At 45.3% G+C, this 22,931-nt stretch carries 29 protein-coding genes; 6 read left to right on the top strand and 23 right to left on the bottom strand.

From position 1 onward, the window contains the following. Positions 1-39 precede the first annotated feature (39 nt). The 8 genes from MHB56_RS27425 to MHB56_RS27390 all read right to left on the bottom strand — a co-directional run bounded on the left by MHB56_RS27425 (position 40) and on the right by MHB56_RS27390 (position 5,829). Positions 40-273, bottom strand: coding sequence for an acyl carrier protein (locus MHB56_RS27425; RefSeq protein WP_036686493.1), 234 nt, complete (start codon positions 271-273; stop codon positions 40-42). Between the two features lie 125 nt (positions 274-398). Further along, complete coding sequence (gene fabG / locus MHB56_RS27420; protein ID WP_036686492.1) at positions 399-1,148, bottom strand: 3-oxoacyl-[acyl-carrier-protein] reductase; 750 nt, start codon at positions 1,146-1,148, stop codon at positions 399-401. A gap of 54 nt (positions 1,149-1,202) precedes the next feature. Then, positions 1,203-2,126, bottom strand: a complete 924-nt coding sequence (fabD, locus tag MHB56_RS27415) for an ACP S-malonyltransferase (protein WP_076190037.1) — start codon at positions 2,124-2,126, stop codon at positions 1,203-1,205. Positions 2,127-2,147: 21 nt separating this feature from the next. Then, the gene (locus tag MHB56_RS27410) at positions 2,148-3,137 is read right to left on the bottom strand and encodes a beta-ketoacyl-ACP synthase III (protein WP_139329841.1); all 990 of its coding nucleotides are present in this window, start codon (positions 3,135-3,137) and stop codon (positions 2,148-2,150) included. An 8-nt stretch (positions 3,138-3,145) separates the two neighbouring features. Then, entirely contained in the window at positions 3,146-4,135 is a 990-nt protein-coding gene (gene plsX, locus MHB56_RS27405; RefSeq protein ID WP_038570599.1) for a phosphate acyltransferase PlsX, read from the bottom strand. Further along, the gene (fapR, locus tag MHB56_RS27400) at positions 4,119-4,715 is read right to left on the bottom strand and encodes a transcription factor FapR (RefSeq protein WP_036686484.1); all 597 of its coding nucleotides are present in this window, start codon (positions 4,713-4,715) and stop codon (positions 4,119-4,121) included. Before fapR ends, plsX begins: the two co-directional genes overlap by 17 nt. A gap of 358 nt (positions 4,716-5,073) precedes the next feature. Beyond that, positions 5,074-5,247, bottom strand: coding sequence for a 50S ribosomal protein L32 (gene rpmF, locus MHB56_RS27395; RefSeq protein ID WP_019911234.1), 174 nt, complete (start codon positions 5,245-5,247; stop codon positions 5,074-5,076). A gap of 69 nt (positions 5,248-5,316) precedes the next feature. Further along, the gene (locus MHB56_RS27390) at positions 5,317-5,829 is read right to left on the bottom strand and encodes a YceD family protein (RefSeq protein ID WP_036686482.1); all 513 of its coding nucleotides are present in this window, start codon (positions 5,827-5,829) and stop codon (positions 5,317-5,319) included. 209 nt (positions 5,830-6,038) lie between these two features. Between MHB56_RS27390 and MHB56_RS27385 the strand changes: the two genes are divergently transcribed. Then, a complete protein-coding gene (locus MHB56_RS27385) occupies positions 6,039-7,277 on the top strand; it encodes a nucleotidyltransferase (RefSeq protein WP_341086438.1) in 1,239 nt (412 codons plus the stop codon). Here the strand turns inward: MHB56_RS27385 and MHB56_RS27380 are convergent. After that, positions 7,267-8,304 carry a SepM family pheromone-processing serine protease gene (locus tag MHB56_RS27380; protein WP_341086437.1) on the bottom strand — a complete coding sequence of 346 codons (1,038 nt, stop codon included), beginning with the start codon at positions 8,302-8,304 and terminating at the stop codon, positions 7,267-7,269. The two genes, MHB56_RS27385 and MHB56_RS27380, sit on opposite strands and share 11 nt — an antisense overlap. 152 nt (positions 8,305-8,456) lie before the next feature. Here MHB56_RS27380 and MHB56_RS27375 point away from each other — a divergent pair, with 152 nt between their 5' ends. After that, positions 8,457-9,683 (top strand): nucleoside recognition domain-containing protein, encoded by a 1,227-nt coding sequence (locus MHB56_RS27375; protein ID WP_248548160.1) that lies wholly within the window; start codon positions 8,457-8,459, stop codon positions 9,681-9,683. On the opposite strand, the gene coaD is transcribed toward MHB56_RS27375, so the two are convergent. From coaD to MHB56_RS27335, 8 genes are all read right to left on the bottom strand, one after another. Beyond that, on the bottom strand, positions 9,661-10,173 hold the full coding sequence (gene coaD / locus MHB56_RS27370; RefSeq protein WP_076126111.1) for a pantetheine-phosphate adenylyltransferase: 513 nt from the start codon (positions 10,171-10,173) through the stop codon (positions 9,661-9,663). The genes MHB56_RS27375 and coaD overlap by 23 nt on opposite strands. Next, positions 10,157-10,765 carry a 16S rRNA (guanine(966)-N(2))-methyltransferase RsmD gene (rsmD, locus tag MHB56_RS27365; protein WP_076190033.1) on the bottom strand — a complete coding sequence of 203 codons (609 nt, stop codon included), beginning with the start codon at positions 10,763-10,765 and terminating at the stop codon, positions 10,157-10,159. Before rsmD ends, coaD begins: the two co-directional genes overlap by 17 nt. 362 nt (positions 10,766-11,127) lie before the next feature. After that, positions 11,128-12,084, bottom strand: a complete 957-nt coding sequence (locus tag MHB56_RS27360) for an alpha/beta hydrolase (RefSeq protein WP_341144230.1) — start codon at positions 12,082-12,084, stop codon at positions 11,128-11,130. A gap of 230 nt (positions 12,085-12,314) precedes the next feature. After that, entirely contained in the window at positions 12,315-12,419 is a 105-nt protein-coding gene (locus tag MHB56_RS27355; RefSeq protein ID WP_111503812.1) for a sporulation protein YjcZ, read from the bottom strand. 123 nt (positions 12,420-12,542) lie between these two features. Then, a complete protein-coding gene (locus tag MHB56_RS27350; protein ID WP_076126105.1) occupies positions 12,543-12,965 on the bottom strand; it encodes a hypothetical protein in 423 nt (140 codons plus the stop codon). Between the two features lie 112 nt (positions 12,966-13,077). Further along, positions 13,078-13,362, bottom strand: coding sequence for a holin (locus tag MHB56_RS27345; RefSeq protein ID WP_076126104.1), 285 nt, complete (start codon positions 13,360-13,362; stop codon positions 13,078-13,080). Between the two features lie 20 nt (positions 13,363-13,382). Continuing rightward, a complete protein-coding gene (locus MHB56_RS27340; RefSeq protein ID WP_341086435.1) occupies positions 13,383-14,192 on the bottom strand; it encodes a glycoside hydrolase family 73 protein in 810 nt (269 codons plus the stop codon). 993 nt (positions 14,193-15,185) lie between these two features. Next, positions 15,186-15,794 carry a pentapeptide repeat-containing protein gene (locus MHB56_RS27335; protein WP_076126101.1) on the bottom strand — a complete coding sequence of 203 codons (609 nt, stop codon included), beginning with the start codon at positions 15,792-15,794 and terminating at the stop codon, positions 15,186-15,188. A 123-nt stretch (positions 15,795-15,917) separates the two neighbouring features. On the opposite strand from MHB56_RS27335, the gene MHB56_RS27330 reads away from it, so the two are divergent. After that, positions 15,918-16,298 carry a PilZ domain-containing protein gene (locus MHB56_RS27330; protein WP_076126099.1) on the top strand — a complete coding sequence of 127 codons (381 nt, stop codon included), beginning with the start codon at positions 15,918-15,920 and terminating at the stop codon, positions 16,296-16,298. A 114-nt stretch (positions 16,299-16,412) separates the two neighbouring features. On the opposite strand, the gene MHB56_RS27325 is transcribed toward MHB56_RS27330, so the two are convergent. From MHB56_RS27325 to MHB56_RS27305, 5 genes are read right to left on the bottom strand one after another with little or no spacing between them, the layout of a single operon-like run. After that, positions 16,413-17,141 carry a hypothetical protein gene (locus MHB56_RS27325; protein ID WP_341144229.1) on the bottom strand — a complete coding sequence of 243 codons (729 nt, stop codon included), beginning with the start codon at positions 17,139-17,141 and terminating at the stop codon, positions 16,413-16,415. Next, the gene (locus MHB56_RS27320) at positions 17,135-17,836 is read right to left on the bottom strand and encodes an ABC transporter ATP-binding protein (protein WP_076126093.1); all 702 of its coding nucleotides are present in this window, start codon (positions 17,834-17,836) and stop codon (positions 17,135-17,137) included. The genes MHB56_RS27325 and MHB56_RS27320 overlap by 7 nt, the downstream gene beginning before the upstream one ends. Before the next feature lie 13 nt (positions 17,837-17,849). After that, positions 17,850-18,224, bottom strand: coding sequence for a GntR family transcriptional regulator (locus MHB56_RS27315; RefSeq protein ID WP_076101764.1), 375 nt, complete (start codon positions 18,222-18,224; stop codon positions 17,850-17,852). 2 nt (positions 18,225-18,226) lie between these two features. Continuing rightward, on the bottom strand, positions 18,227-18,973 hold the full coding sequence (locus tag MHB56_RS27310; RefSeq protein ID WP_341144228.1) for an ABC transporter permease: 747 nt from the start codon (positions 18,971-18,973) through the stop codon (positions 18,227-18,229). Continuing rightward, positions 18,966-19,922: an ABC transporter ATP-binding protein gene (locus MHB56_RS27305; protein WP_081388249.1), complete on the bottom strand. Its 957-nt coding sequence runs from the start codon at positions 19,920-19,922 to the stop codon at positions 18,966-18,968. The genes MHB56_RS27310 and MHB56_RS27305 overlap by 8 nt, the downstream gene beginning before the upstream one ends. 195 nt (positions 19,923-20,117) lie before the next feature. Here MHB56_RS27305 and MHB56_RS27300 point away from each other — a divergent pair, with 195 nt between their 5' ends. The 3 genes from MHB56_RS27300 (at position 20,118) to MHB56_RS27290 (ending at position 21,946) form a co-directional block, all read left to right on the top strand. Beyond that, entirely contained in the window at positions 20,118-20,489 is a 372-nt protein-coding gene (locus MHB56_RS27300; RefSeq protein WP_076126089.1) for a hypothetical protein, read from the top strand. A 147-nt stretch (positions 20,490-20,636) separates the two neighbouring features. Beyond that, positions 20,637-21,008 carry a hypothetical protein gene (locus MHB56_RS27295; RefSeq protein ID WP_076126088.1) on the top strand — a complete coding sequence of 124 codons (372 nt, stop codon included), beginning with the start codon at positions 20,637-20,639 and terminating at the stop codon, positions 21,006-21,008. Positions 21,009-21,109: 101 nt separating this feature from the next. Next, positions 21,110-21,946, top strand: a complete 837-nt coding sequence (locus MHB56_RS27290; RefSeq protein ID WP_341144227.1) for a sulfurtransferase — start codon at positions 21,110-21,112, stop codon at positions 21,944-21,946. Between the two features lie 209 nt (positions 21,947-22,155). On the opposite strand, the gene MHB56_RS27285 is transcribed toward MHB56_RS27290, so the two are convergent. Then, positions 22,156-22,848, bottom strand: a complete 693-nt coding sequence (locus MHB56_RS27285) for a Crp/Fnr family transcriptional regulator (protein ID WP_076126085.1) — start codon at positions 22,846-22,848, stop codon at positions 22,156-22,158. Between the last annotated feature and the right edge of the window lie 83 nt (positions 22,849-22,931).

Raw genomic sequence — 22,931 nt, 5'->3', positions numbered from 1 at the left:
TCCCGCCCTAGCAGGAACGGGACTCTCAATCATATGACTCTAGGTATGAGATTGTATGTACTTCACAACTTCACCCACGGTCGTAATCGTCTCTGCATCTTCATCAGAGATTTCCATATCGAATTCATCTTCCAATTCCATAACCAATTCTACTACATCAAGAGAATCAGCACCTAAATCATCTTTGAAAGACGCTTCTAATGTTACCTCAGCTTCATCGGCACCTAAGCGGTCGATGACAATGCGTTTTACACGCTCTAATACATCGGACATCCGGTTCACCTCCTCTTTTGGTATTATACGAGATATGAGTTCAAAATACCATAGAGCGTCAAAAACGCTTTCTTTATCCCTCACATTTCAGCATTAAAACAGTGTAATTTCTCCTTGACGGAGAGTTACATATACATCCCGCCATCCACGTGTAGTGTCTGGCCGGTCATATACGCAGCGCCTTCAGAGGCCAGGAAGACTACAGCCATAGCAATCTCTTCAGGACGCCCCAGACGAGCAAGTGGAATGCCCTTCTCAAGCTCACTGCGCACTTCCTCAGAGAGCTCACGCGTCATATCTGTATCAATGAAACCAGGAGCGATACAGTTCACCGTGATCCCCCGTGAGGAAAGCTCACGAGCCGATGCCTTCGTTAAACCGATGACACCTGCCTTAGCTGCGGAGTAATTAGCTTGTCCAGGATTTCCTGTTACACCTACTACGGAAGAAATATTGATAATTCGCCCGTAGCGTTGCTTCATCATAGGGCGTGTAGCTGCCTTTAGGCAGTTAAACACCCCTTTTAGATTCGTTTCGATCACTTGATCGAACTCTTCTTCTTTCATGCGCATAATCAGGTTGTCTCTGGTAATGCCGGCATTATTGACAACAATGTCAATACGTCCCCAGGTATTTAGAACCTCTTTGACAAGGTTCTCCGCCTGTTCACTATTGCCGACATCGCCACGAAGGGCAATACCCTCCGAGCCAAGCTCGACAATCCGAGCTACGGTCTCTTGTGCGGCTGCTTCACTGCCCGCATAGTTCACGGCCACCTTCACGCCATGTTCCGCGAGAGCAAGTGCAATACTGCGGCCGATGCCGCGAGAGCCACCAGTTACAAGGGCCGTTTGACCCCGCAATGCTGAGAACATCATTTATTCCCCTTTCGATCATATTGCTATTGATAAACAATGTTTGAACGTATCTTACAAGACAGCTTGCACACTTTCAAGCGTGTTAATGTTGATTACTTTGACCGTTTTGTCTATTTTGCGGATCAGACCTGCCAGAACACTGCCAGAACCAATTTCCACAAAAGTATCCACACCATCAGCAATCAGCCATTCAATACTGTCTTGCCAGAGCACAGGGGAGTACACCTGGCGGACAAGCAGTTCACGGATTTCTTCAGGATCCGTTACAGGGGCTGCGGTAACATTGACAATAACAGGTACAGCCGGAGCATTAAAGGTAACACTCTTCAGCTCGTCTGCCAAGCGGTCTGCCGCAGCCTTCATCATCGAAGAGTGAAAAGGTCCACTTACTTCCAGCGGAATAGCCCGCTTTCCGCCTGCTTCCTTAACACGCTGCACAACACCGTTAACCCCGGCCTGTGAACCAGAAACAACAATCTGTCCCGGGCAGTTCACATTCGCCAGTTCTACCACGCCGCTCTCCTCGGATACGCTCCGGCATAATTCTGCCAGAGCATCCCGCTCCGCACCAAGCACTGCAGCCATAGCTCCCTGTCCACCTGGAACAGCTTCCTCCATAAAACGACCGCGTAAACGCACGAGTCTTACAGCATCTTCATAGGACAATACGCCTGCCGCAACCAGCGCGCTGTATTCTCCTAGGCTATGACCAGCTACATAATCCGGCTTCATCCCTTGATCACGTAATGCTTCCAGAAAAGCCACACTTGCTGTTAGCAGAGCTGGTTGTGTATTTACGGTCTGTTTCAAATCACTGTCAGGTCCTTCAAAAATCAGCTGGCTCAGTGGAAATCCGAGCACCTCGTCACCTTTTTCGAATACCGCGCGGCTGTGCGGAAGAGCTTCATATACATCTCTACCCATTCCAACTGCCTGTGCACCCTGACCGGGAAAGACAAATGCGATTTTACTCATAAGTAAGAACTCCTTCCTCTATTACCAGATCAATACGGACGCGCCCCAAGTCAAGCCACCGCCGAATCCAACCATCAGAACCGTGTCGCCTTCCTTCATGCGTCCTTCTTCCGCCGCTTCAACTAGAGCTAGAGGAATAGAAGCTGCTGATGTATTAGCATATTTATCAACATTGATTACACATTTCTCCGGTGGCAGGTCAAGCCGCTGCATAGCGGATTGAATGATACGAATATTCGCTTGATGCGGTACGAACAAATCAATATCTTCTTTACCTAATCCGGCTTTAGTAAGCACACGTTCTGTAGCTGAGCCCATAACACGAACGGCAAACTTAAACACTTCCCGGCCATTCATATAGATGAAATGTTTCTTGTCTTCAACCGTCTGCTGAGAAGCAGGCAAGCGCGAGCCCCCAGCTTCCAGCTTAAGCAAGTTTCCTCCAGAACCTTCAGCACCCAGATCGAAGGATTGGAAACCGCGTCCCTCTGGAACTTCACCGATGATTACTGCTCCTGCACCATCGCCAAACAGTACACAGGTGTTACGATCCGTATAATCAGTGATGCGGGATAAAGTGTCCGCACCAATTATGAGTGCATTATTGTACATTCCGTTCTGAATAAAGCCAACCGCAGTAGCTAGGCTGTATACAAAACCAGAGCAGGCTGCTGACAAGTCAAAGGCCGCAGCACCTTTTGCTCCAAGTTTATCCTGCAAAATGCAGGCTGTGGAAGGAAAGGAGCTATCAGGGGTTACCGTTGCAATAATAATAAGATCCAGATCTTCGGCTTTCATGCCTGCAGAATCCAAAGCTTTAAGTGCAGCTTCATAGGCTAAATCAGAAGTTGCCTCATGTGGTGCAGCGATATGTCTTTCACGGATCCCTGTCCGACTGACGATCCATTCATCGTTAGTCTCCACTATTTTTTCTAGATCACTGTTTGTTAAAATTTTCTCAGGTACATATTTACCCGTACCGATAATCCCAACCGGCCGCAATTGTTTCATTTCGTCACTCACTTCCCGCTAATTTCCTTGGATATACTTGGCACAAGATCGGCTTGCAGAGCAATCCGCGCTTGTCTTACTGCATTTTTAACCGCATTTCCGTCCGAAGATCCATGCCCCTTAACTACCAATCCGCTAAGACCAAGCAGCGGTGCACCGCCATGCTCTTTGTAATCCATCTTACCCTTCAGGGCTCTAAGCTCCGGCATCAGCATAGCCGCTCCAAGCTTAGTCTTCAGAGAACGGCTGAATTGCTCCTTCAGTAAAGAGAACAATGCACCCGCTGTACCCTCAAGCGACTTCAACAGGATATTACCAGCAAATCCATCGCAGACAAGCACATCGCAGTTTCCTGTCAGTACGTCGCGTGCCTCAACATTACCGATAAAATGAATGCCCGGCAAGTTCTCCAGCAGTGGATAGGCTTCTTTGGTCAGTTCGTTGCCTTTCCCAGGCTCCGTCCCTACATTTAGAAGTCCAACCCGCGGCTTAGCAATGCCATGCACTTTATTCCGATAAATGCTGCCCATCAGCGCATATTGCACCAGATGTTCAGGCTTCGCATCCATGTTAGCGCCAAGATCAAGCGCAAGCACGCCAACATCATCCAGCGTCGGAATCATAGGTGCCAGCGCCGGACGTTCAATCCCCTGCATACGGCCTACTACAAGTAACCCTGTAGTCATAAGCGCCCCCGTGTTACCTGACGAAATCATAGCATCTGCTTCGCCCTCACGCACCATACGTCCAGCTACAACCATGGATGAATCTTTTTTGCGGCGAACCGCCTTAACCGGCTCTTCATCAGAACCAATAACATCTCCTGCATGCCGCACACTCAGGTTGGACGGCTTGTCCTTCAGCAGTGGCTCTAGTCTGGCTTCGTCACCTACGAGCACAATCTGCGTATCTTTCCATTCCGCGGCCGCGGACAACGCCCCCTCGACATTACATTCAGGAGCGTTGTCCCCGCCCATGGCATCAATGGCGATCAGCACTACGGTTACCCCCTTCACTATACTCTTCATTAGCGGAACGATACACTATAAAGTGGCCTTGAAATACCAATTCTTCTCCGACATAGGTGAATACGTCCACCTCTGCTTTGCCGCCTCTGCCTGCAAGTGACCGCACTTGAGCTTTAGCAATGCACTTCTCACCAAGCAGAACCATACGAACAAATCGTATGTCGGCTGAAGCAGTCAAGGCAATTTCATCGTTAATTACAGCAACCGCAAGCGAATTGGCTTGAGCAAACACGTAGTGGCCACGGGCGATCCCATTTCTGGAAAAGACATGATCCTCACGAATTTCAAAGATCGAAATCCCGCTCTTATCGAGCTGTAAATCCACAATATCTCCGATCACTTCATCCGCAGGCAAAGAGCGCACCTGATCATAGGAATGCTCTGCCATTTGTTTCATTCTTTCACGCAGTTCTGGTATTCCCAGCTCCATCCGGTCTAACCGAATCGTCTGAATGCTCACCTTCAGCTGACGAGTCAACTCCCGATCAGTTACAAAAGGATTGCCTGCAATTATATGTAGCAGCTGTTGCTGACGTTCTTTCTTGGACATCCGCTCGATAGCGGCTCACCTCCTGGCACATGCCAAGCGTAAACGCCTTCGGCGCCCTAATAAGGACGGTAAGCGTTTAAGCGAGAAATATAAGACATAAAGTATAGGTGCATAACTTATACTTCCTTATATTTTAAAGAAAGCATCCGGCCGCTTGAATGGCCGCTGTTATATTAGGTCTAACAATCATAAATATTTTTTAGAACCAGGTACTAATATGTAGTATAAAGCATGCCGCACCAAAAATAAAGCATTGACTTCTGAGCTGAACATAAAGTATAGGTGCATACCCTATCTTTATTAGATTTGGACAAAAAAATAGTACCTCACCGAAGTGAAGTACTACTTATTTTTGAAACTATTGTTTGATGATTTCTCTTGCTTTGTAAGTTCCGCAAACTTTGCATACGTGGTGAGCTAGTTTCAACTCTCCGCATTGTTCACATTTCACCATGCCCGGCACAACCAACTTAAAGTGGGTGCGACGTTTGTCACGGCGTGTTTTAGACGTTCTACGTTGTGGTACTGCCATGTGTTCCACCTCCTCGTGATATTTCTGTCAGCCTGCTCCTCAGAGCAGGATGTGTTTTGTTGTAATGTTTCATTTGAAAAAGTCTTTCAACCCAGCGAGTCGAGGATCGATCACTGTGTTGTCGCAACTGCAGGTGCCTTCGTTCAAGTTCTGTCCGCATTTCTGACAAAGACCAAGACAGTCTGCCTTGCACAATACCGAATCCGGTAAGTGCAGTACGAAATTTTCTTCCACATACGGGATAAGATCCACAACCTCATCCTTGACGTAAATGAGATCCTCATCTTCGTCATCATCTGGAAGAACTGGCTGCTTAAGCCACTTGAAAGTCTCAGCAAAAGGAATGTTCAAATCACTTTTGACCTCCGTGAGACAACGTGAACATAACATGTCCACATCTCCACTCAGTTTCCCCACCACGTTCACACAATCGGTTCCCGCGGGCAGCGCTTTAAGGTCTACTGAGAGCGGAGCAACAGTTAGAATATCCTTGCGCCCTTTGACTACCTCGCTGACATCCACAACATCGTGAATATGTAACGGTTCGTCGGCATTCGCTAATTTGCGAAAGTGAATCTGCATACTTAACACTCCCAAACAAACAAAATTTATTATACCTAGTATTCTATACCTTTGTCAACCATTTTCCCTTTATATTGTTTCAGAAAATGCGGTGAATTATGATATAACTATTAGTGTAAATCAAAAGATCAGCTTGTGCTAACAGTATCTCTAGAAATCTACCCTACTAAACTCAATAAATATACCTTACTTATCGGAGGGAAGCCACAGTGACAACGGTTGGAATCATCGCAGAATACAATCCTTTACATAACGGACATGTGCATCACTTCACGGAAGCCAAAAGACTTTCCGGCGCAGAGCGCACCATCGTCGTCATGAGTGGTCCCTTTACCCAGCGCGGCGAGCCGGCGGCGGTAAGCAAGCAAGCCCGGACAGAGATGGCGCTGCATATGGGCGCCGACCTCGTCATTGAGCTGCCGGTGGCTTATGCCGTCCAGCCAGCCGAGTGGTTCGCGTTCGGAGCAGTTGCACTGCTGGAAGCGACCGGGGTCGTGGACAGCTTGTGCTTCGGCTCCGAAGCCGGCACTTTGGGCTCGCTGCTCCCGCTGGCCAGATATCTGGCTGAGGAAAGCAGCGAGCTTCAGAGCGAGATCCGCCGCCGCATGGCGCTCGGAGCGAGCTTCCCCGCCGCGTACAGCGCAGCGGCGGCGGTGGCCTTTGAAGGGACTCTCCCGGAAACGGAGAGTCCCGGAGATGCAGGCGAGCTGCTGCGCCAGCCGAATAACAGCCTTGGACTGCATTATCTTATCGCCTTGCAGCGGCTGCACAGCAAGATAATGCCACTAACCATTCCGCGCACAGCAGCAGGCTTCCATGACCCATTACAAGCCGACTCTTCTATTGCAAGTGCGACGGCCATCCGCAAGCTGCTGCAAGAAGGCGGATCTCCCGCTGCTTATATGCCGGATTATAGCGTGTCCATTTTGGAAAGAGAGCATGCAGCCGGAAGGGGCCCTCTGAGCTTGGAGAGCTTCAGTATCCCGCTCCGCCATCTGCTGACCACCCATACTGCTGCCGAGTTACACGCGATCCATGATATGAATGAAGGCTTGGAGAACCGAATACTGCGGCTTTTGCCTGAGTTGGAGCAATTCTCTGTTTCAGGCCTGCTTCACGCCCTTAAGAGCAAGCGCTACACGCATACACGGTTACAGCGTCTGCTGCTACATGTTCTGTTAAATCATTCTAAAAAAGAAATGACCCCTTCCATACTAGCAGAGGGGCCCGGATATATTCGTATTCTTGGTTTTAGAGAAAGCGGACGAGCACTGCTTAAAGAGATGAAACAAAAAGCTACGTTGCCCATCGTCATGCGCCCGTCCCTTTGTTCCCATCCGCAGCTTGAGCGAGATCTTCAAGCCGCTTCCGCTTTCGCGGGAGCTTTTAAGGAACCACGCAGAATTGATATGTACCGCGATTATTTGGAACCTCCGGTCATGGTTTGACCGGCAGTTCCTCCATATACTTCAGCGCCTCATCCAGCGTAGATACAGGCACCAGCTTCATAGATGTGCCGATTTTATCAGCTTTTGCTTTGGCTTCGTCATAATTCTTAACAGGCACGAAAAAAATCTCCGCCCCTTCTCGGTCCGCAGCCACGATCTTGTGTTTCACTCCACCGATAGCACCAACTACACCCTCAGCGTTAATCGTACCCGTCCCTGCAACCCTATGGCCCTTAGTTAAATCTCCAGAAGTAAGGCGATTGTAAATTTCCATAGTGAACATTAGCCCTGCCGAAGGTCCGCCAACATTTGTATCTACAAAGCTGACAGCTTTCCCTGCTTCTTTTGGTTTTACTTTTTGAACGGCGGCAATAGTGACTCCAAAACCAGGTCGAACGGCAGCGCCCTCTTTATCCTTTATTTCAACCAACGTCACTTGTTCTTGTACTTCCTTGCCATTTCTTTGCAAAACAACAGCGACTTGATCTCCGATTTTTTTAGAGGAGAGCAGTTTAGACAGTGCTTCAGGATCGGGCACTTTTTGTTCCTCTACACTAATGATTTTGTCACCCGGCAGAAATTGTCCTTTATTACTTTCTACAGGAACCGAAAAGACGTAGAGATAATCCACTACATCCTCATATGGAATTCCCGCTGCATGATAAGCGGCCTGAACAGAATAAGACTGTGAGCTATTCATATAATAAACCTGCTCTGCAGCATATTCGTCTTCTGATTTATCCCCTAGCCGGGTTTCTTTTCGCACAACCTCTGAATTGGAATTAAAAGCAGAGGCGACCAATAAGGCCACATTAGCATAACTAGCAGACACCGTAGTCATCATAAACGTTCCTTCTTCAGCCGGATCGGCATTCTCTACCTTAATCATAGGGGCAACCTCAGATGCACTGCCTGGCTGATATACGATGTACGGGGTGTTCATAAAGACAAATACATACACGATTACTACAAACGTAAACAGATAAGCTGTGGCGCGGAAACCCGGCCGATGCTTCAGTTGCTTCACTGCTCTTCCCTTCTTTCCCGCGGCACTTTTAGGATATGAATGATTGAACTTCATTACCGCTTCGACTAGTGGTTTGGCATGATGGTTGTCTACTCTGCATAAATTGATAACACATCGTCCATGCCTTAAGTTATGAAGAGGTGATCTGAGAAATGAAAAATATTCAAATACGCCGACTAGCTACACGCTCCACACCATTTATACCCGGGATTATGGCAATCCTGACAGCCATTGCAATTATTATCTCACCGGAGAGCTCCTTTGAGGCTTCACTCCAAGGATTGAAGCTTTGGTGGACACTCGTATTCCCTGCCCTGCTCCCCTTCCTGATGCTGTCAGAGATGCTTACCGCCTCGGGTTTCGTGCATGGTTTCGGAGTGCTTCTGGAGCCATTGATGAAAAAGGTCTTTCGTCTGCCCGGTGCCAGCGGCTGGACCTTGGCACTCGGAATCACAGCCGGATTCCCCGGTGGAGCTGGAGGGGTCATGCAGCTACACAAGCAGAACAGCATTTCTGACAAGGAAGCCGCCCGACTTGCCGCACTTACACACTTCGCCAGCCCGGTAACCATGCTTATAGTAATTGGCATAGCTTTTCTACACAGTACTTCAGCAGGTTATTTCCTATTGGCCATCCACTGGATCTCTGGACTTCTAGCCAGCTACACCGATGCTCTATTAAAGGGGCGGTCAGCGAACACGAAACCAGTTGATAAGATCTCCACGGACACCAAACAGCCTTCTTTATATAGTCGCGTTCAGCTTGCAGCAACAGATGCCAGAGCAAAAGACGGACGCAGCTTCGGCAAGCTTCTCGGCGAGTCCGTCGCTAATGCCGTGCAAAGTCTGATGGTCGTGGGCGGTTACATGATTATGTTCGCTGTAGTCATCAATATCATCACTACTGTACTTCCCGCATTGCCAGCTGCTCTGCCAGCAAGCTTGCTGGAAATTCATTTAGGCGCCGACGCAATCAGCAAAGGGCTAGCAAGCATAGGAACAGGTCCCTCTAGTATGTTTGGGATAGCTTTGCTGTCTGCTGCGCTGGGCTGGAGCGGACTCTGTGCGCAACTACAGGTGCTGACCATGCTCAAACAAGCCAGAGTCAGATTTCTACCCTACGCTACGGTTCGTCTGATGCATGGACTTTATGCTTTTCTGTTAACTTTATTGCTCTGGAAACCATTGTTGGCTATCCCTAAAGCTGCTTTACCAGCACTTGCAGACTCACGCCCGACTCCAAGCGGCACCATTAATGTAACGGACATATGGAGCTCTTTTCCACAGCTGCTAAGTCTGCAAGCCCTTCTGCTCATCATCCTGTTGGGATTATCTGCTGGAACGTATCTAGTAAGTACTATTCGCCATCGGCTCGGTTAAATTTACGCTTCATCGCTTGTTCAACCTCAGGCGTCACAAAATCAGTCACATTCCCGCCGAAGTGGGCGATTTCTTTAACAACACTGGAACTTAAGTACGAATATTTCGGATTAGTCATCATAAAAATCGTTTCTGCATCGGGATCCAGGCTATGGTTGATCGATGCGTTTTGCAGCTCATATTCAAAGTCAGTAACGGTACGGATACCCCGAACAATGACTTGAGCATCTTTTTGACGAACATAATTCACTAACAGATCACGGAAGCTGTCAATTTCCACATTGGGAATATCAGCGGTCGCCTGTCTTAATAGCTCTGTCCGTTCATCAACAGTAAACAGCGGGTTTTTACTCAAATTATTAAGCACCGTTACAATCAAACGGTCGAATTGCTTGGATGCGCGCCGAATAATATCCATATGTCCCATAGTCACGGGATCAAAGGTACCTGGATAAATGGCAACACGTTCTTTTCTAATTTGCTGACTCATTCTCTACCTCCTCACCAGCTTCACTTTCCTCTGCAGGATTAGTTTCATACTGGTAAATAGAAATTGTCGTTTCTCCGTATACGGCCTGACGCAGCCTATAAAATCCTGGAATGTCTTCAGGATAGGCATAACTTGATTCATGCTCCAGAACAATAATTGCGTCCTCTTGCAGCATTCCTTTTTCGACCATCATAAGCATAAGCTCATCCCCGTGCTTCAAGCGATAGGGAGGATCTAAAAAGACCAAATCAAAAATTTTCCCCCGCTTCTCCAACGCACTTAGCGCTCTCCCAGCTTCATTACGGTACACCTGCGCTTGTTCTTCCAGCTTAGTAGCCTTCAGATTGGCGCGTATCGTGTCGATACTTTTAGGATCCATATCAACAAATACGCCACTTTCCATCCCTCTGCTTAAGGCTTCGATCCCCAAACCCCCAGTACCGGCGAACAAATCCAGCACCACTCCACCTTCGAAATATGGGCCTATCATGCTAAATACAGCTTCCTTCACCTTATCGGTCGTAGGCCTTGTCCCACTTCCCGGAACACTCTTCAGTGGCCTTCCTTTTGCACTTCCCGATACCACTCTCACTGTTATTCACCCGCTCTATATCTCTGTTTGTTATGCCCAAAAGGGCATAAGTCCACGCCTATCGTAACACATTTGCGCGATGAAATAAAAAATTTGTCTAGATATGAAATAAGAAGGCGAAACAGCTTATTCAGAGAAATAAGTCATCTAAATGTATAAGATTGGACTTCCAGGGACATCATGTAATTATCGACACCACAAATGTCGTAGACAACCGCGGAGCAGGCTTACGTTTCCCCATAAGCTCTTCGTCCGGTTTCTCCTCTCCCATGAAAGGGGCCCTCGAAAGAGGGCCCCGAATTTATGTTTAACGGTATTATAAGCACGAAAAGACTACCTTTCGGCAGCCTTTTCAGCAACAACTATTTCACAAATCTTCCGATAAACTCAGAAACTACGCTCTCATACTTAACCGGATCCATGCGGAAAGCTTCTCCGTGACCCGCATTAGGAACGATGTAAAGCTCCTTCTCGACCGGACTATTTTCATATACCGTATGAACCATTTCCGTAGGAACAAAAGTATCATTATCGCCATGAATAAACAGAGTTGGCGTTTTAGATTTCTTCACCTGTTCTAAGGCCGAGGCTTCACCAAAGGAATAACCTGCCCGGATCTTTGTTAGCATACTGGTCGTATCTACAATTGGAAAGGCGGGGAGATGGTACATTCTTTTTAATTGAAAGGTAAGCTCGTCCCTTACTGAGGTATAGCCGCAATCTTCCACAATTGCTTTAACATTAGCTGGTAAATCCTCACCGCTTGTCATCATTACGGTAGCTCCCCCCATGGAAACACCGTGCAGTATGATCTGTGTATACTCACCGTTTGCTTTCAGAACGTTCTGTATCCACTTCAGGTAATCCTTACGTTCTGGCCATCCAAATCCGATATAGTCACCCTCACTTTCTCCATGTCCTCTGGCATCCGGCAGCAAAATATTATATCCAAGTCTCTCATAATACATTCTGGCATAACCGCTCATTTGAGTTGCATTTCCAGCATAGCCATGAGCAATAATCACTGTCTTATCGGAATGTTCAGGAGCAGCTAAATAGTACGCTTTAAGCTGTATTCCGTCATCAGAATTCATTTCCCATCTATCAAAGCTCTGGGTATCCCACCACTCTTGGTCTGCCTTCGAGGTATCTTTAGATTGTTCTACCTCTGGACTGGACTGCAGGTCAGGGCTTTCATTTAAGAAGTCCTTTGAAGCACGTGCAATAGCAACATGATAGAAATAAAAGCTTCCCACAGTTACAACAATGATTAAAAGTACAATAACAGAAGAAATTCCGATCATCATTTTTTTCTTCAAACTAGCTCTCTCCTAAATAAAATTTAACAGTATTAATCTATGTTATCAGATTAAGATAACATGTATATTTGAATATTCAAAATCATAGTATTGTAAACTCATGTTATTCACTACGTGATTAGTATTCTTTTAACTTATTATTTTATATTACCTTAATGGACAAAATATCTACAAAAAAAAAAGCCCCAAGTCGGCAAAATGCCAACATGGAGCTCTGCTATTTTAGTGATTTAGAATATGCATGCGCTTGTAATAATTACTAATAAGATGAACAAAACTAAGATTGCGCCTGTAGAAGTAAAAGCACCACCAACATGACCATATTCAGCACCCATGAGAAGACCTCCTCCGTATTTAGAATACATCATAAGATATGTAATGATCCCCTTAGAAGATTGGGCGTTCAGTTAAAAAAAAAGACCTCTACTGGGCTACCAGCGAGGTTAAAGGCTCTACAATTAATCAGAAACTAAAATACCATCAAAGCTTTCTGGGCCCACACGTACTGTACCGAGAAGATTAGAAGAAACAAATGCTGTATAAGTGAGCTGAGGTGTGATGGCTGGTAAGAAATCCGCTGCTGAAAAGGTTATTACTTGCGGAGCCAATATACTAAGAGCAAAAGTTGAAGTAGCAGAATACACTTTTGGATCAGTAGCCAAGGTTCCTCTTACAATCGTAATTGTGATGCCCACTAACGCTAGCGGAAGCGTCACTGATATCGTTCCTTTAAGGAGAACACGTGGATTGGTAGTCACTCCAGCCGTTAACAACCCAATCTGTCCAAAAAGCTGCGGCGTGTTAAGTACCGTAATAGGAATAGATATAGAGTTGGCGAGGCTGGCATTTTGAGATGTTCTAGCATCAAGGTAAGTTCCCATCGTTGCACCCCCTTTATAAATTGGCATACCATAATATATTAGTGTTCTCGATAGAATGCATAGCCACATTACCAGTGTAAAACAATTGTTTTATAAAACTCATAGGCAAGATCTATTTATCATCTTTTTTCGTCCCCTCCCTTTTATTAAAAGCTAGTTCAAACAAACCGGTCGCTGATAGTCCCGCAAGACCCCCCGCCCAGAGTCGCAGAATCAGATTCATATCAGTGAACGGGTAGGCAACTGCTCCAACCAGCAAGCCAATAGCCAACCCCACTACTGGCACAATATTCCGCGGAAGTTCAATGCTATTCTTCACAAGTTGTACAAGTGCCATTACAAAAACAGCTAGGACTGAAGCAAAGGCAAGCACACTGTTGAGAGCATCGTTATACATGTTTTTTAATCCTCCTTATTTCATTTTTTACTTCCTGTTACAAGTAAACCTGCACGGTTCAGCACTGTTAATATGCGATAGAAATCGTAACTGCCACCCGATGAAGTATCGAGAAGTCCTGCCGCAGTCGCTGCTTTCACAGCCGCCTCAGCCCATGCAGGGACATTCATGACTGCCCGATTTTCAATGAATGTCACCCGATCCGTAAGCTTATTAATCGACTGCCCCTGTTCTTGCACACCTGTTTTCAGCGTATCCCTGCTATCTGTAAGAGCTGCTATAAGAGCACGCAGTTCCTTTACTTCCGATTCTAGACTAACAAGCTTTTGCTTATCCTCTGCTGACATCTCATCATCTCCTCCCATGGATTTGTCGTCATATTGATACAGATTATAGGTATTCATAATTTGAATCAGCTTAGCTGCATAGTTCGGATCAGTAGCGTAACCAGCTGCGGCAATCTCTTGTGCGGCCACCTTGCCACTCGCACCGAGAACCTTGCTGTAAAGGTTGCGATTCCATGAGACTCCATTCACAATCAAGTCGGAATGATCCGCGATAGATTCTCCCCAGTTGTTATAGGCTCGAAAAGGGGCATTCACTTTAACAGCTTTACCGTTAATATATTCGGTAGTTTGTACAGTAATGCTGCCAGCAGGTCCACTTCCTTTGATCCCAAACAAATTATTCGCTTTCACAGTCAATCCACTGCTGCCCCAGCCTGACTCCAGAGCCGCTTGAGCAATGGTTAACGAAGCAGGAACCTTAGTGAGCTGCATGTCCTTTACAGCAAAATTCGCAATCTTCGCTATAAACTCGCCTTCTGTCATCTCATCACATCCTCTCCGTTTATTAAATGCGAGGCATCATAAAATGACTGTGCTTATCCCCTTCTAACATTGTGTTTTTACTAGATTCGAATCCAACTCGGCAACAAAAAAAAAGCCATCCCATTACCCATGAAATGACTGCTGGAGTAGCCTCAATGATCTGAACATCTAACTTCCTAATTACATCTCATTCGCTTACGAATCATCTATCGGACTCAGCTGACCTTATACGCAGCGTTAGCTCACTTTTTGGATATTAACGGACACCACAGCCGCAATTGGCACCAAAAACACTCAATAACAGGCTCTTCATATAGAATAATGTCTCTGGGGTCCGAATCCACGCTCAAAAGGTTAAAAACATGCTAATAACGTCATCCGGGTCCTTAAGCTTCAGTGGACTGAATATGACTCGGCGGTGTAAAAGCAACCAAACAACGATCCAAAAAAAGGAGTAGTAGTTCTCCTATTTATTAGAGAACTACTACTCCGTTGACTTTTCATGACATCGACCACTGCTATCCACTATGACGTAGAGCGTCTATGTAAAATGGAGGGGTGCACTTCTCGGTAGCTCAAGCGGTGCCTTAGGTCCTGCATAATGCATCCTCAACTCCTTTCACCCGGACAATATGTAATTATTAGTAAATCTAGCTTGTGAATCCCGTAGAATTAGCGTAATATATAGTAATAATTTACTATATAGGAGGGTCTAACAGACTATGCCTTCATATTATTTTAAAGAAGTATGGACACCCTTACGCTGGGTAGGTATAAAGTTTTTTCGTGATGATGATGGATTCTTATGGATTAAATGGTGGGCAAAACCCAGAAAACGGTTACGTTAACGCATACTATTACATATGCCATAATACATAGGTTCAGCAGTTAGAATACTCATAATAATCTGCGCTGCCACCCCCTCCGCTTCAAGCATTGATTTGCTAGCGGAGGTCTTTATGATCCACGCTAGCAACTGATGCCGTCCGTTTACTAATTCCCTACTTTTGCCCCAAACGAACGTGCCAAGAGTACCGCCTGTTCAATATCCATCCGCACTCCCTGCAGATCCAGACTCTTTAAATCAATTCCTTCAACAATCGCTTCCCGCATATCCGCTCCCTTAAGTTTGCATTGAGACAATTGTACACGGCTCAAATCCGCTCCGCGCAAGTCACTTTTTTGCAAATTACAGCCCATTAAATCCGCTTCTGTAAATCGAATCCCTCGCAGATCCTGTCTGCTTAGATTAGTATGTCTTAGGTTCGTGTACGACCAGTCCCCTCCGAGTAGGGAGATCCCGTCCAAATATGCATTTGAGAAATCCGATCCTACCATCTTGCAATCTTCGAATTTAGATACAAACAGGTTCGCTCCCGTAAATTTACAATTGGTAAACGCTGAACCTTTATGGTGAGACGCATTAAGCATGGCTCCAGTAAAATCACAATCAATAAATCGGCAGCCAATAGAGTTCATCTCTTCCATAGAAGTGCCTTTGAAGGAGCATTGCTCGAATGTGCAGTTATTTAACTCACCATCCTGCAAGCTTCCTTGATCAAAATTGTGATTACGGAACGTTTCATTAAGGTATTGGTACATATAAATCTCATCACCTTCATCAGTATTAAAAAAATTAATTCTTAATTAAAAATAGCACTTTAGTAGATTGTTCTCAACATTCCCTTTCGATATAATAGCAAATAAACAATGGGGAGGAAAATTATGGATGTGTCCAGCAGGAAAGAACCATTCCGTTATGTTATGAACCATCCGCTTGAATGCTGGATTGAAGTTCCGCTTAACAATTCCGGTCCAGGTGCTGGAAAGTTAACAGAGGCTGTATTACTCGATCTTAGCCGTTCGGGTTGTAAGGTACGTACTCCTTTGAATCTTCGATTCACTGCAAGAGATACTAGGCTTATTATTCATCTTCAATTAAATGAAGAGAAGCTTCAGCTCTTATGCAGCGTCCGGTGGGGTTGGATGTTTGGGCTTGGCCAATATCAATATGGAGTTAAATTCCGCTTGGACGAAAATGAGGAAGAACGCCTAATAAGAGAGCTTGAAACATGGACCGCCACCCTTCGGGTTGAAGGTCTGTAGAACTTACCCTAACAGATGCCCTTCACTTAGAAGGACGTCTTTTTTTTGCACAAAAACGAAGACAAAGCTAAATCGCTCTGACTCCGTTCAAAAAACTATTCCGCCAAGTTGTGGCTAGACGTCCACTCTTTTATTAACGAGCTTGATGATGACCGCTATAAGAAGAACTGCTATCACCGCTTCAAACAGAAGAGGAGCTAGATTCAAATGACCCTGTATAAGCTGTATCCCATTTGCGGTATCCATCTCATCTATGACCTCGAACTGGAATACACTTTCCCAAGCAGTGAAGTTACTTTTGAAAATAAAATACTCCAAATAGAATATTCCATTCTGTAACAAATACGCAGTGGCCAGCCCAATCCATACTCGCCCCTTAAATTTCACACTTCGTGCAACCGTAATGGAGAGCATCAAGGTAAGCATGATATAACCGGCAAACCAATACGCCTGCAAGAGAACTAACAATCCCACTTTCCAGAAATTCTCCGGAAGAAATGAGGAGGGATACATTGAAAGATACACACCAAAATGGATCAAAGCTATTAAAATAATACCCAGCATTAGAGCTAAATAGAGCACTAACGGAGAAAGGACTGTGTTCAAAGTTCTTACGGGCACTAGGCGACGATTATAGGAATTTATATTGTTAAAAAAGGTTTTTGCTGCCATGACAAGAAAGATCAGTCCTGCAATAACATAAGCTATTCCGTTCAAAGTAAACCGTTCATAGTCATGCAGTTTGGTAAATCCTAACCCAATCTGTGCCAGAATTATGATTACAAAAACTGCAAGAAACTTATCCCTATCCCGTCTAAAATCATACTTCACTAGCTTTAGCATTCTGCGTACACCTCTCTGAACAGTTCGTCAATACTTTTGCCATGGCGTAGCCGAATATCCTCCACCGCAGTATGCATCAGAATTTCTCCTTCTTTTATAAAAATCACATCATCAAAGATCCGCTCAATATCCGATACTAAATGGGTTGATAAGAGAATGGTACTGTCCTCTTCATAAAACTCTACTAACGCGTTAAGAATTTTTGTTCTAGCTACCGGATCTACACCACCAATGGGTTCATCCAGCAAATAAAGGCTAGCTCGGCGTGATAGGGCAAGTGTAAGCTGTAAACGTTCGTTCATCCCTTTGGACAGGTCCTTTACCTTATCTTGCGCTCTTAGTTTCATAAACTCCAACATTCGCGAGGCTTTAGTCTGATCAAAATCCGGATAGAAGTCAGTTTGGAATTTCAGAGCATCAGAAACACTCATCCAGGATTCTGTAAGCGGCTTATCAGGCATAAACGACACCACCGCTTTACTTTCTGTTCCTACAGAACCCCCAATGACGGATACACGACCAGAGGTAGGTTGTGTCAGTCCAGCGATGATTTTCATAAGTGTACTTTTGCCGCTGCCGTTACTGCCCAGCAGTCCTGTGATCTTACCCGCACTCAGATTAAAAGATACCTTGTGGAGGGCATGCTTGGATCTATATTTTTTTGTAACTTCATGAACCTCAAGTATATTTCCCAACTTGTTTATCCCCCTATTCTTTATCCTTGTTACGGATATTCTCCGCAACCGCCGCTAAAATATCTTCGCCTTGAAAGCCAAGATCCTGCATACCACGAATGAAACGATCTAGCACATCTTTGGCCATTTCTTTTTTGATGGTCAGGATAGTACCTTCATTACTTGTGACGTATCTTCCCATTCCACGCCGGGTTTCCACGATTTCTTCACGCTCCAGTTCCTGAAAAGTTCTTTGCACCGTATTCGGATTAATCTGCAGTTCACTGGCAAGTTCTCGTACTGAGAGTATTTTATCTCCCGGTTTCAGCTTGCCTGTGACGATTTCACCTTTGATGTAATTCATGATCTGTATATAAATCGGCAGGTTGTTATCGAATTCGATTGTCATGATTAAGCAACATCCCTTCGTCTAAAGACGGAGAAACCTACGAGAAGAAAGACAGCTGTGTATAAGACAAGCATCACGATAGAAAAGGTCAGTGTCATTCCAGGCATAGGTGCTCCTCCACCTTCATAAGCAGATAAATTTAAGTTTGGAAACAGAACATATTTGTAAAAATCACGAGAAATAATCAATTTGTCTATCATTAACGCAAACATAGTAGCCCCTATCGTTACTCCCGTTGAAGTGGTCAATATCCCCAGCATAAAAGCAAGTGTTCCATACACAACCGTACTAACGAGATTATACAATAGGTTTGTAAGCATCTCACTCATACCCGCTTCTCCACCACTTAGTCCAAACCACAAAGCTCCTGTTCCAAAAACGGCTATACCTCCGATGACAGTCAAAGTCAAAGCATACAACAGTACAACCACATATTTGGATGCGAGGATTGCTGTACGGCTTCTGGCGCGGATAAGCAGGAACTTGATGGTTCCTTGACTATACTCTTTTGAGACAATACCTGCTGTTCCGATAATCGCAAGAATTGTAATCACTTGCCCAATCCCTTGGGAAAGCAGCATCATTGCTGAAAAATCATAAGCTGATTCAAACAGGCCAGGTGAGACAGAATGAACTATATAACCTAACAGCAGGGATAATAGAATTAATATCAGATATGGCATAAAAACTGTGCGTTTTTTTGAGAGCTTGAGCCATTCATTCACAATCAGATTATTAAAGTTACGCAATGCGGTTTCCTCCTGTCCATTTCAAGAAATCTTCCTCAAGACTTTGTTTATTCTCCGTAATCCGAAAAATCCCCACACCTTCATCACTAAAAGTAGATACAAGCTCCGGTACTCTGCTATCAAGCAGACTTACTGTCACTTCAGATCGCGCGCTATCCATAGAGATCAATTCTGCATAATCCAAGCCCTCCAAGATATTTATAGCGGATTCGATTGATCCTACACGGATGGTGAGCTTCACTTGTGCGGTTGCTTCCTGCTCCTCACCAATCGTAGTTACGGTCACCAGCTTACCATTCTGGATCACAATAGCCCGATGGCATATTTGTTCAATTTCAGTAAGTAAATGGCTGGAAATCAGAATAGAAATGCCTTCCACTTCGGCGATGGTACGCATATAATCACGCATTTCCCGTATTCCGGCCGGATCAAGTCCGTTCGTAGGCTCATCTAAAATCAATAACTTCGGCCGATTGAGAAGCGCCTGAGCAATCCCAAGACGTTGGCGCATCCCCAGCGAATAAGCCTTTACTTTTTTATTCATCGCTTCTTGAAGTCCTACCAGTTCTACAACCTCATCTATTCTGCCAGCCTCAATGTTATCCGTCATTCTTTGATACTGCTTCAAATTATCAAGTCCAGTCATATAGGGATAAAACTCTGGATTTTCAATTATCGCACCGATATGGCCAATCGCCTGCTTAAAATCCTTTTTCACACTGTGGCCTTGGATAATCACATCGCCTTCGCTCATCCGTATTAAACCCGTCATCATTCGAATCGTTGTGGTCTTTCCTGCACCGTTTGGACCTAACAATCCAACAATTTCACCCTTACGGATATCAAATGTCAGCTTATCCACAATCGGTCTTCCTTTGATGATCTTACTTACCTCATTCATTTGCAGAACGATTGAATCTTGCATTTCTACACCACTCCCCTGTTTCATGCGAATCCTCCCTGCCAACTAATGTATTGTTCATTTTTTATATTGTGTCAGTGTCATAGTTAAATAGTACACTAATATATTGTTGGAGTAAAGCCCAAAATAATAAATTCATGCAAATAAGGGCTTTCTATTAGACTTTCAGCCAAGCCAAAAAGTTATATGAACATAGATTAGATAACAAAGGAGGAATTACAAATGAAAAAAGAAGTTCACATTTCTCAGACTTTCCCTCGCTTGACCGTGTACGATGAAGAAAACTTCAATGGACGCCGTAGAGTATATACTGGCAACCTGGGTATTCGTAATACGGACAACATCCTCGATGGTATTGAGAGCCTTCGGTTCTTCTCTACTAGCAGCAATGCTACACTGGTACTCTTCACAAGAACCCGGTTTAGAGGGAATTTCCGTGTTCTTCGCGGGAACCGCAACATTAGGGATCTGGATGATTTCATTTCAGGTAATGACGTGGAATCCATTATTTCTACTAACCAACGCTTAACCCTCGAACAAATCCGTAATATCCGCAGCAGCGGTAACTTGCCTTCGGGATATCGTTTGATCTAGGAACTGCTTACAACAACAAAAAGGAGTAATCCGGAGCCTAACGCCCAGGTCACTCCTTTTTCCAGTCGAAATTACCGCATTAACTAATGGTAAATCTGACGCATTGTCGAAACGACAGTTCGTTAATCGAACTTGGAGGGATTAACCATGATTACAAAAAAAGTAACATCTGTAATATATCCTAGGCTAAGAGTGTTTAGTGAGGAGAACTTTCGGGGGCTTCGCAGAACTCTTCGCGGCAACCTGGGCATTGCAGATATAGATTCAGTCCTTACAGGAATAGAAAGCTTGCGCTTCTTCTCCACAAATCCGAACGCTACGCTTGTGTTATTCGATCGTTCTGCCTTCCGCGATAATTTCGTCATTTTGCGTGGCAACCGCAGCATCCGCGAACTGGACGACTTTCTGCGAAGAGGAGATGTCGAATCGCTCATTTCAAGCAATCAACGGCTGACCCCGGCGCAGGTTCGCACCATTCAACGTACCGGCAGCTTGCCATCAGGATATCGTTTGATCTAATTCAATGAGGACGCAGTTTAAGCCATAAGCTTAAGGTGCGCCCTCTTTTATTTTCCGCTATAATGACTCCATACATATTAAACAGGAAAGAAGGCTACTTTATGGAACCGATCGTTTCTACTCGATGGCTGCTTGCTCGGTTATACGAGCCTGAACTTGTTATAGTCGATTGCCGTTTTTTACTCACGGATCCGGAAGCTGGGCGTAAAGCCTATACGGAAGATCATATTCCCGGAGCACTTTATCTACATCTGGAAGAACAGCTTTCCGCTCCAGTAAGCGCACACGGTGGACGCCACCCACTGCCTGAGATCTCGAAGCTAACCACCGTTCTTAGCAAGGTTGGCATTAACAGAGATAGCATTGTCGTTGCTTATGATGATCAAGGTGGAGCTTACGCTTCCCGTCTGTGGTGGATGCTTAAATATTTGGGACATGAACGTGTGTATGTAATGGATCAAGGCTACTCTGCTTGGAAAAATGGTAAGTTTCCCGTCAGTGATCATCAAGCGGTTAGGATTCCTAGCCAGTATGAAGCAGATGTTCAGAAGAAGATGCTTGTTAGCATGGAAGATGTGCAAAATGTAGTTAACGACGGTGGTGCACTATTGATGGATTCCCGCGAGTCCCGCCGCTATGAAGGACTTGAAGAACCTATTGATCCGAAGGCAGGTCATATTCCCGGAGCGATCAATAAGTTCTGGAAGGATGTACTGGATGAGCAAGGGCGCTGGAAATCAACTGAGGTGCTGAAAGAGCATTATGAAGGAATTGATCCTGAGCAAGAAATTATCGTGTACTGTGGTTCAGGCGTAAGTGCCTGCCCAAATGTGCTCGCGCTAGGCAAAGCCGGGTACAAGAATGTGAAGCTGTATGCAGGAAGCTGGAGTGATTGGATTTCATATGAGGAGAATCCGGTGGCTACTGGAGGAGAGTAAAATACAAGAGCCCGCGTCCGACGCGGGCTCTTGTATTTATGAGTAACTCCGATAGATAGCTAAAATCAACAAATCAAAACTCAAGTCAACAGTTAGCTAACTTTAACTACGTCTTTTATGCTGTTTAGATCGGTGAAATCCTTTCCCAATGCGCTTTCTAGCTGATTATTCCCTCTGTTTACTCCTTTTCAATGTTTGGAGAAATTATTCTAAAAATCGCTGATCCGCAGCTGATTCTCCGCGTCCAACAGCTCGAATTGATTTCGATTAAACCGGATCAGCCCGTCCTGTGCCATTCGCTGCAGCTCTCTGGACAAGGCGCTGCGGTCAACAGTCAAATAATCAGCCAGGTCGCTGCGGGTAAACGGAATTTCAAAACAGGCGGAATTGTTTTTTTTGGTCTGGAGGGCCAAATAATGCAGGATACGGTCCCGCAGCGATTTGTGGGAGACCAGATCCAGCTTTTGATAGATAGACCGGTTGTTCTCAAGCAGCAGGGCCAACATATTCTCAATGATCCGTCCCCTTAAATGGCAAGTGTCCTGGCCGGGCCGGACGATTTTATTTATTTTGATAAACAGAATCCGGCATTCCGAGCCCGCCACCGCTTCATAGCCGCTGTGCTCTTGGACAAGGCGAAGCGCCGTTTCGCCAAAGATTTCTCCATCCCCGAGTTCCGAGAAAATAAATCTCATGCCTGAGATATTATCTTTGCACAGCAAAACATTTCCATGGATAATAATGCCCACCGAATCCAGAATATCGTCTTTTCTAAAAACAACCTCCTTCCGCGCAAAATCCTTGATTGTGCCCTGCAGACAGCTCAGTGCTTGCTGCACCTCCCGGTCCGCGAATCCCTTAAACAAAGTGGTGCTCTGTATCCTGCTCAGATATTTCTGCAATTTTCTCAGCCTCCTGTTGCCATGGCAACAGAGTCATGATGAATACTCTGCTACAATAAAATAAATGAGAATAATTCTCATTA

Source organism: Paenibacillus sp. FSL H8-0315 (genome assembly GCF_038005365.1).
GTDB classification, from domain to species: domain Bacteria; phylum Bacillota; class Bacilli; order Paenibacillales; family Paenibacillaceae; genus Paenibacillus_AQ; species Paenibacillus_AQ odorifer.
The sequence above is the reverse complement of the archived record's forward strand: the minus strand, read 5'-3'. Positions and strand labels throughout refer to the sequence as shown.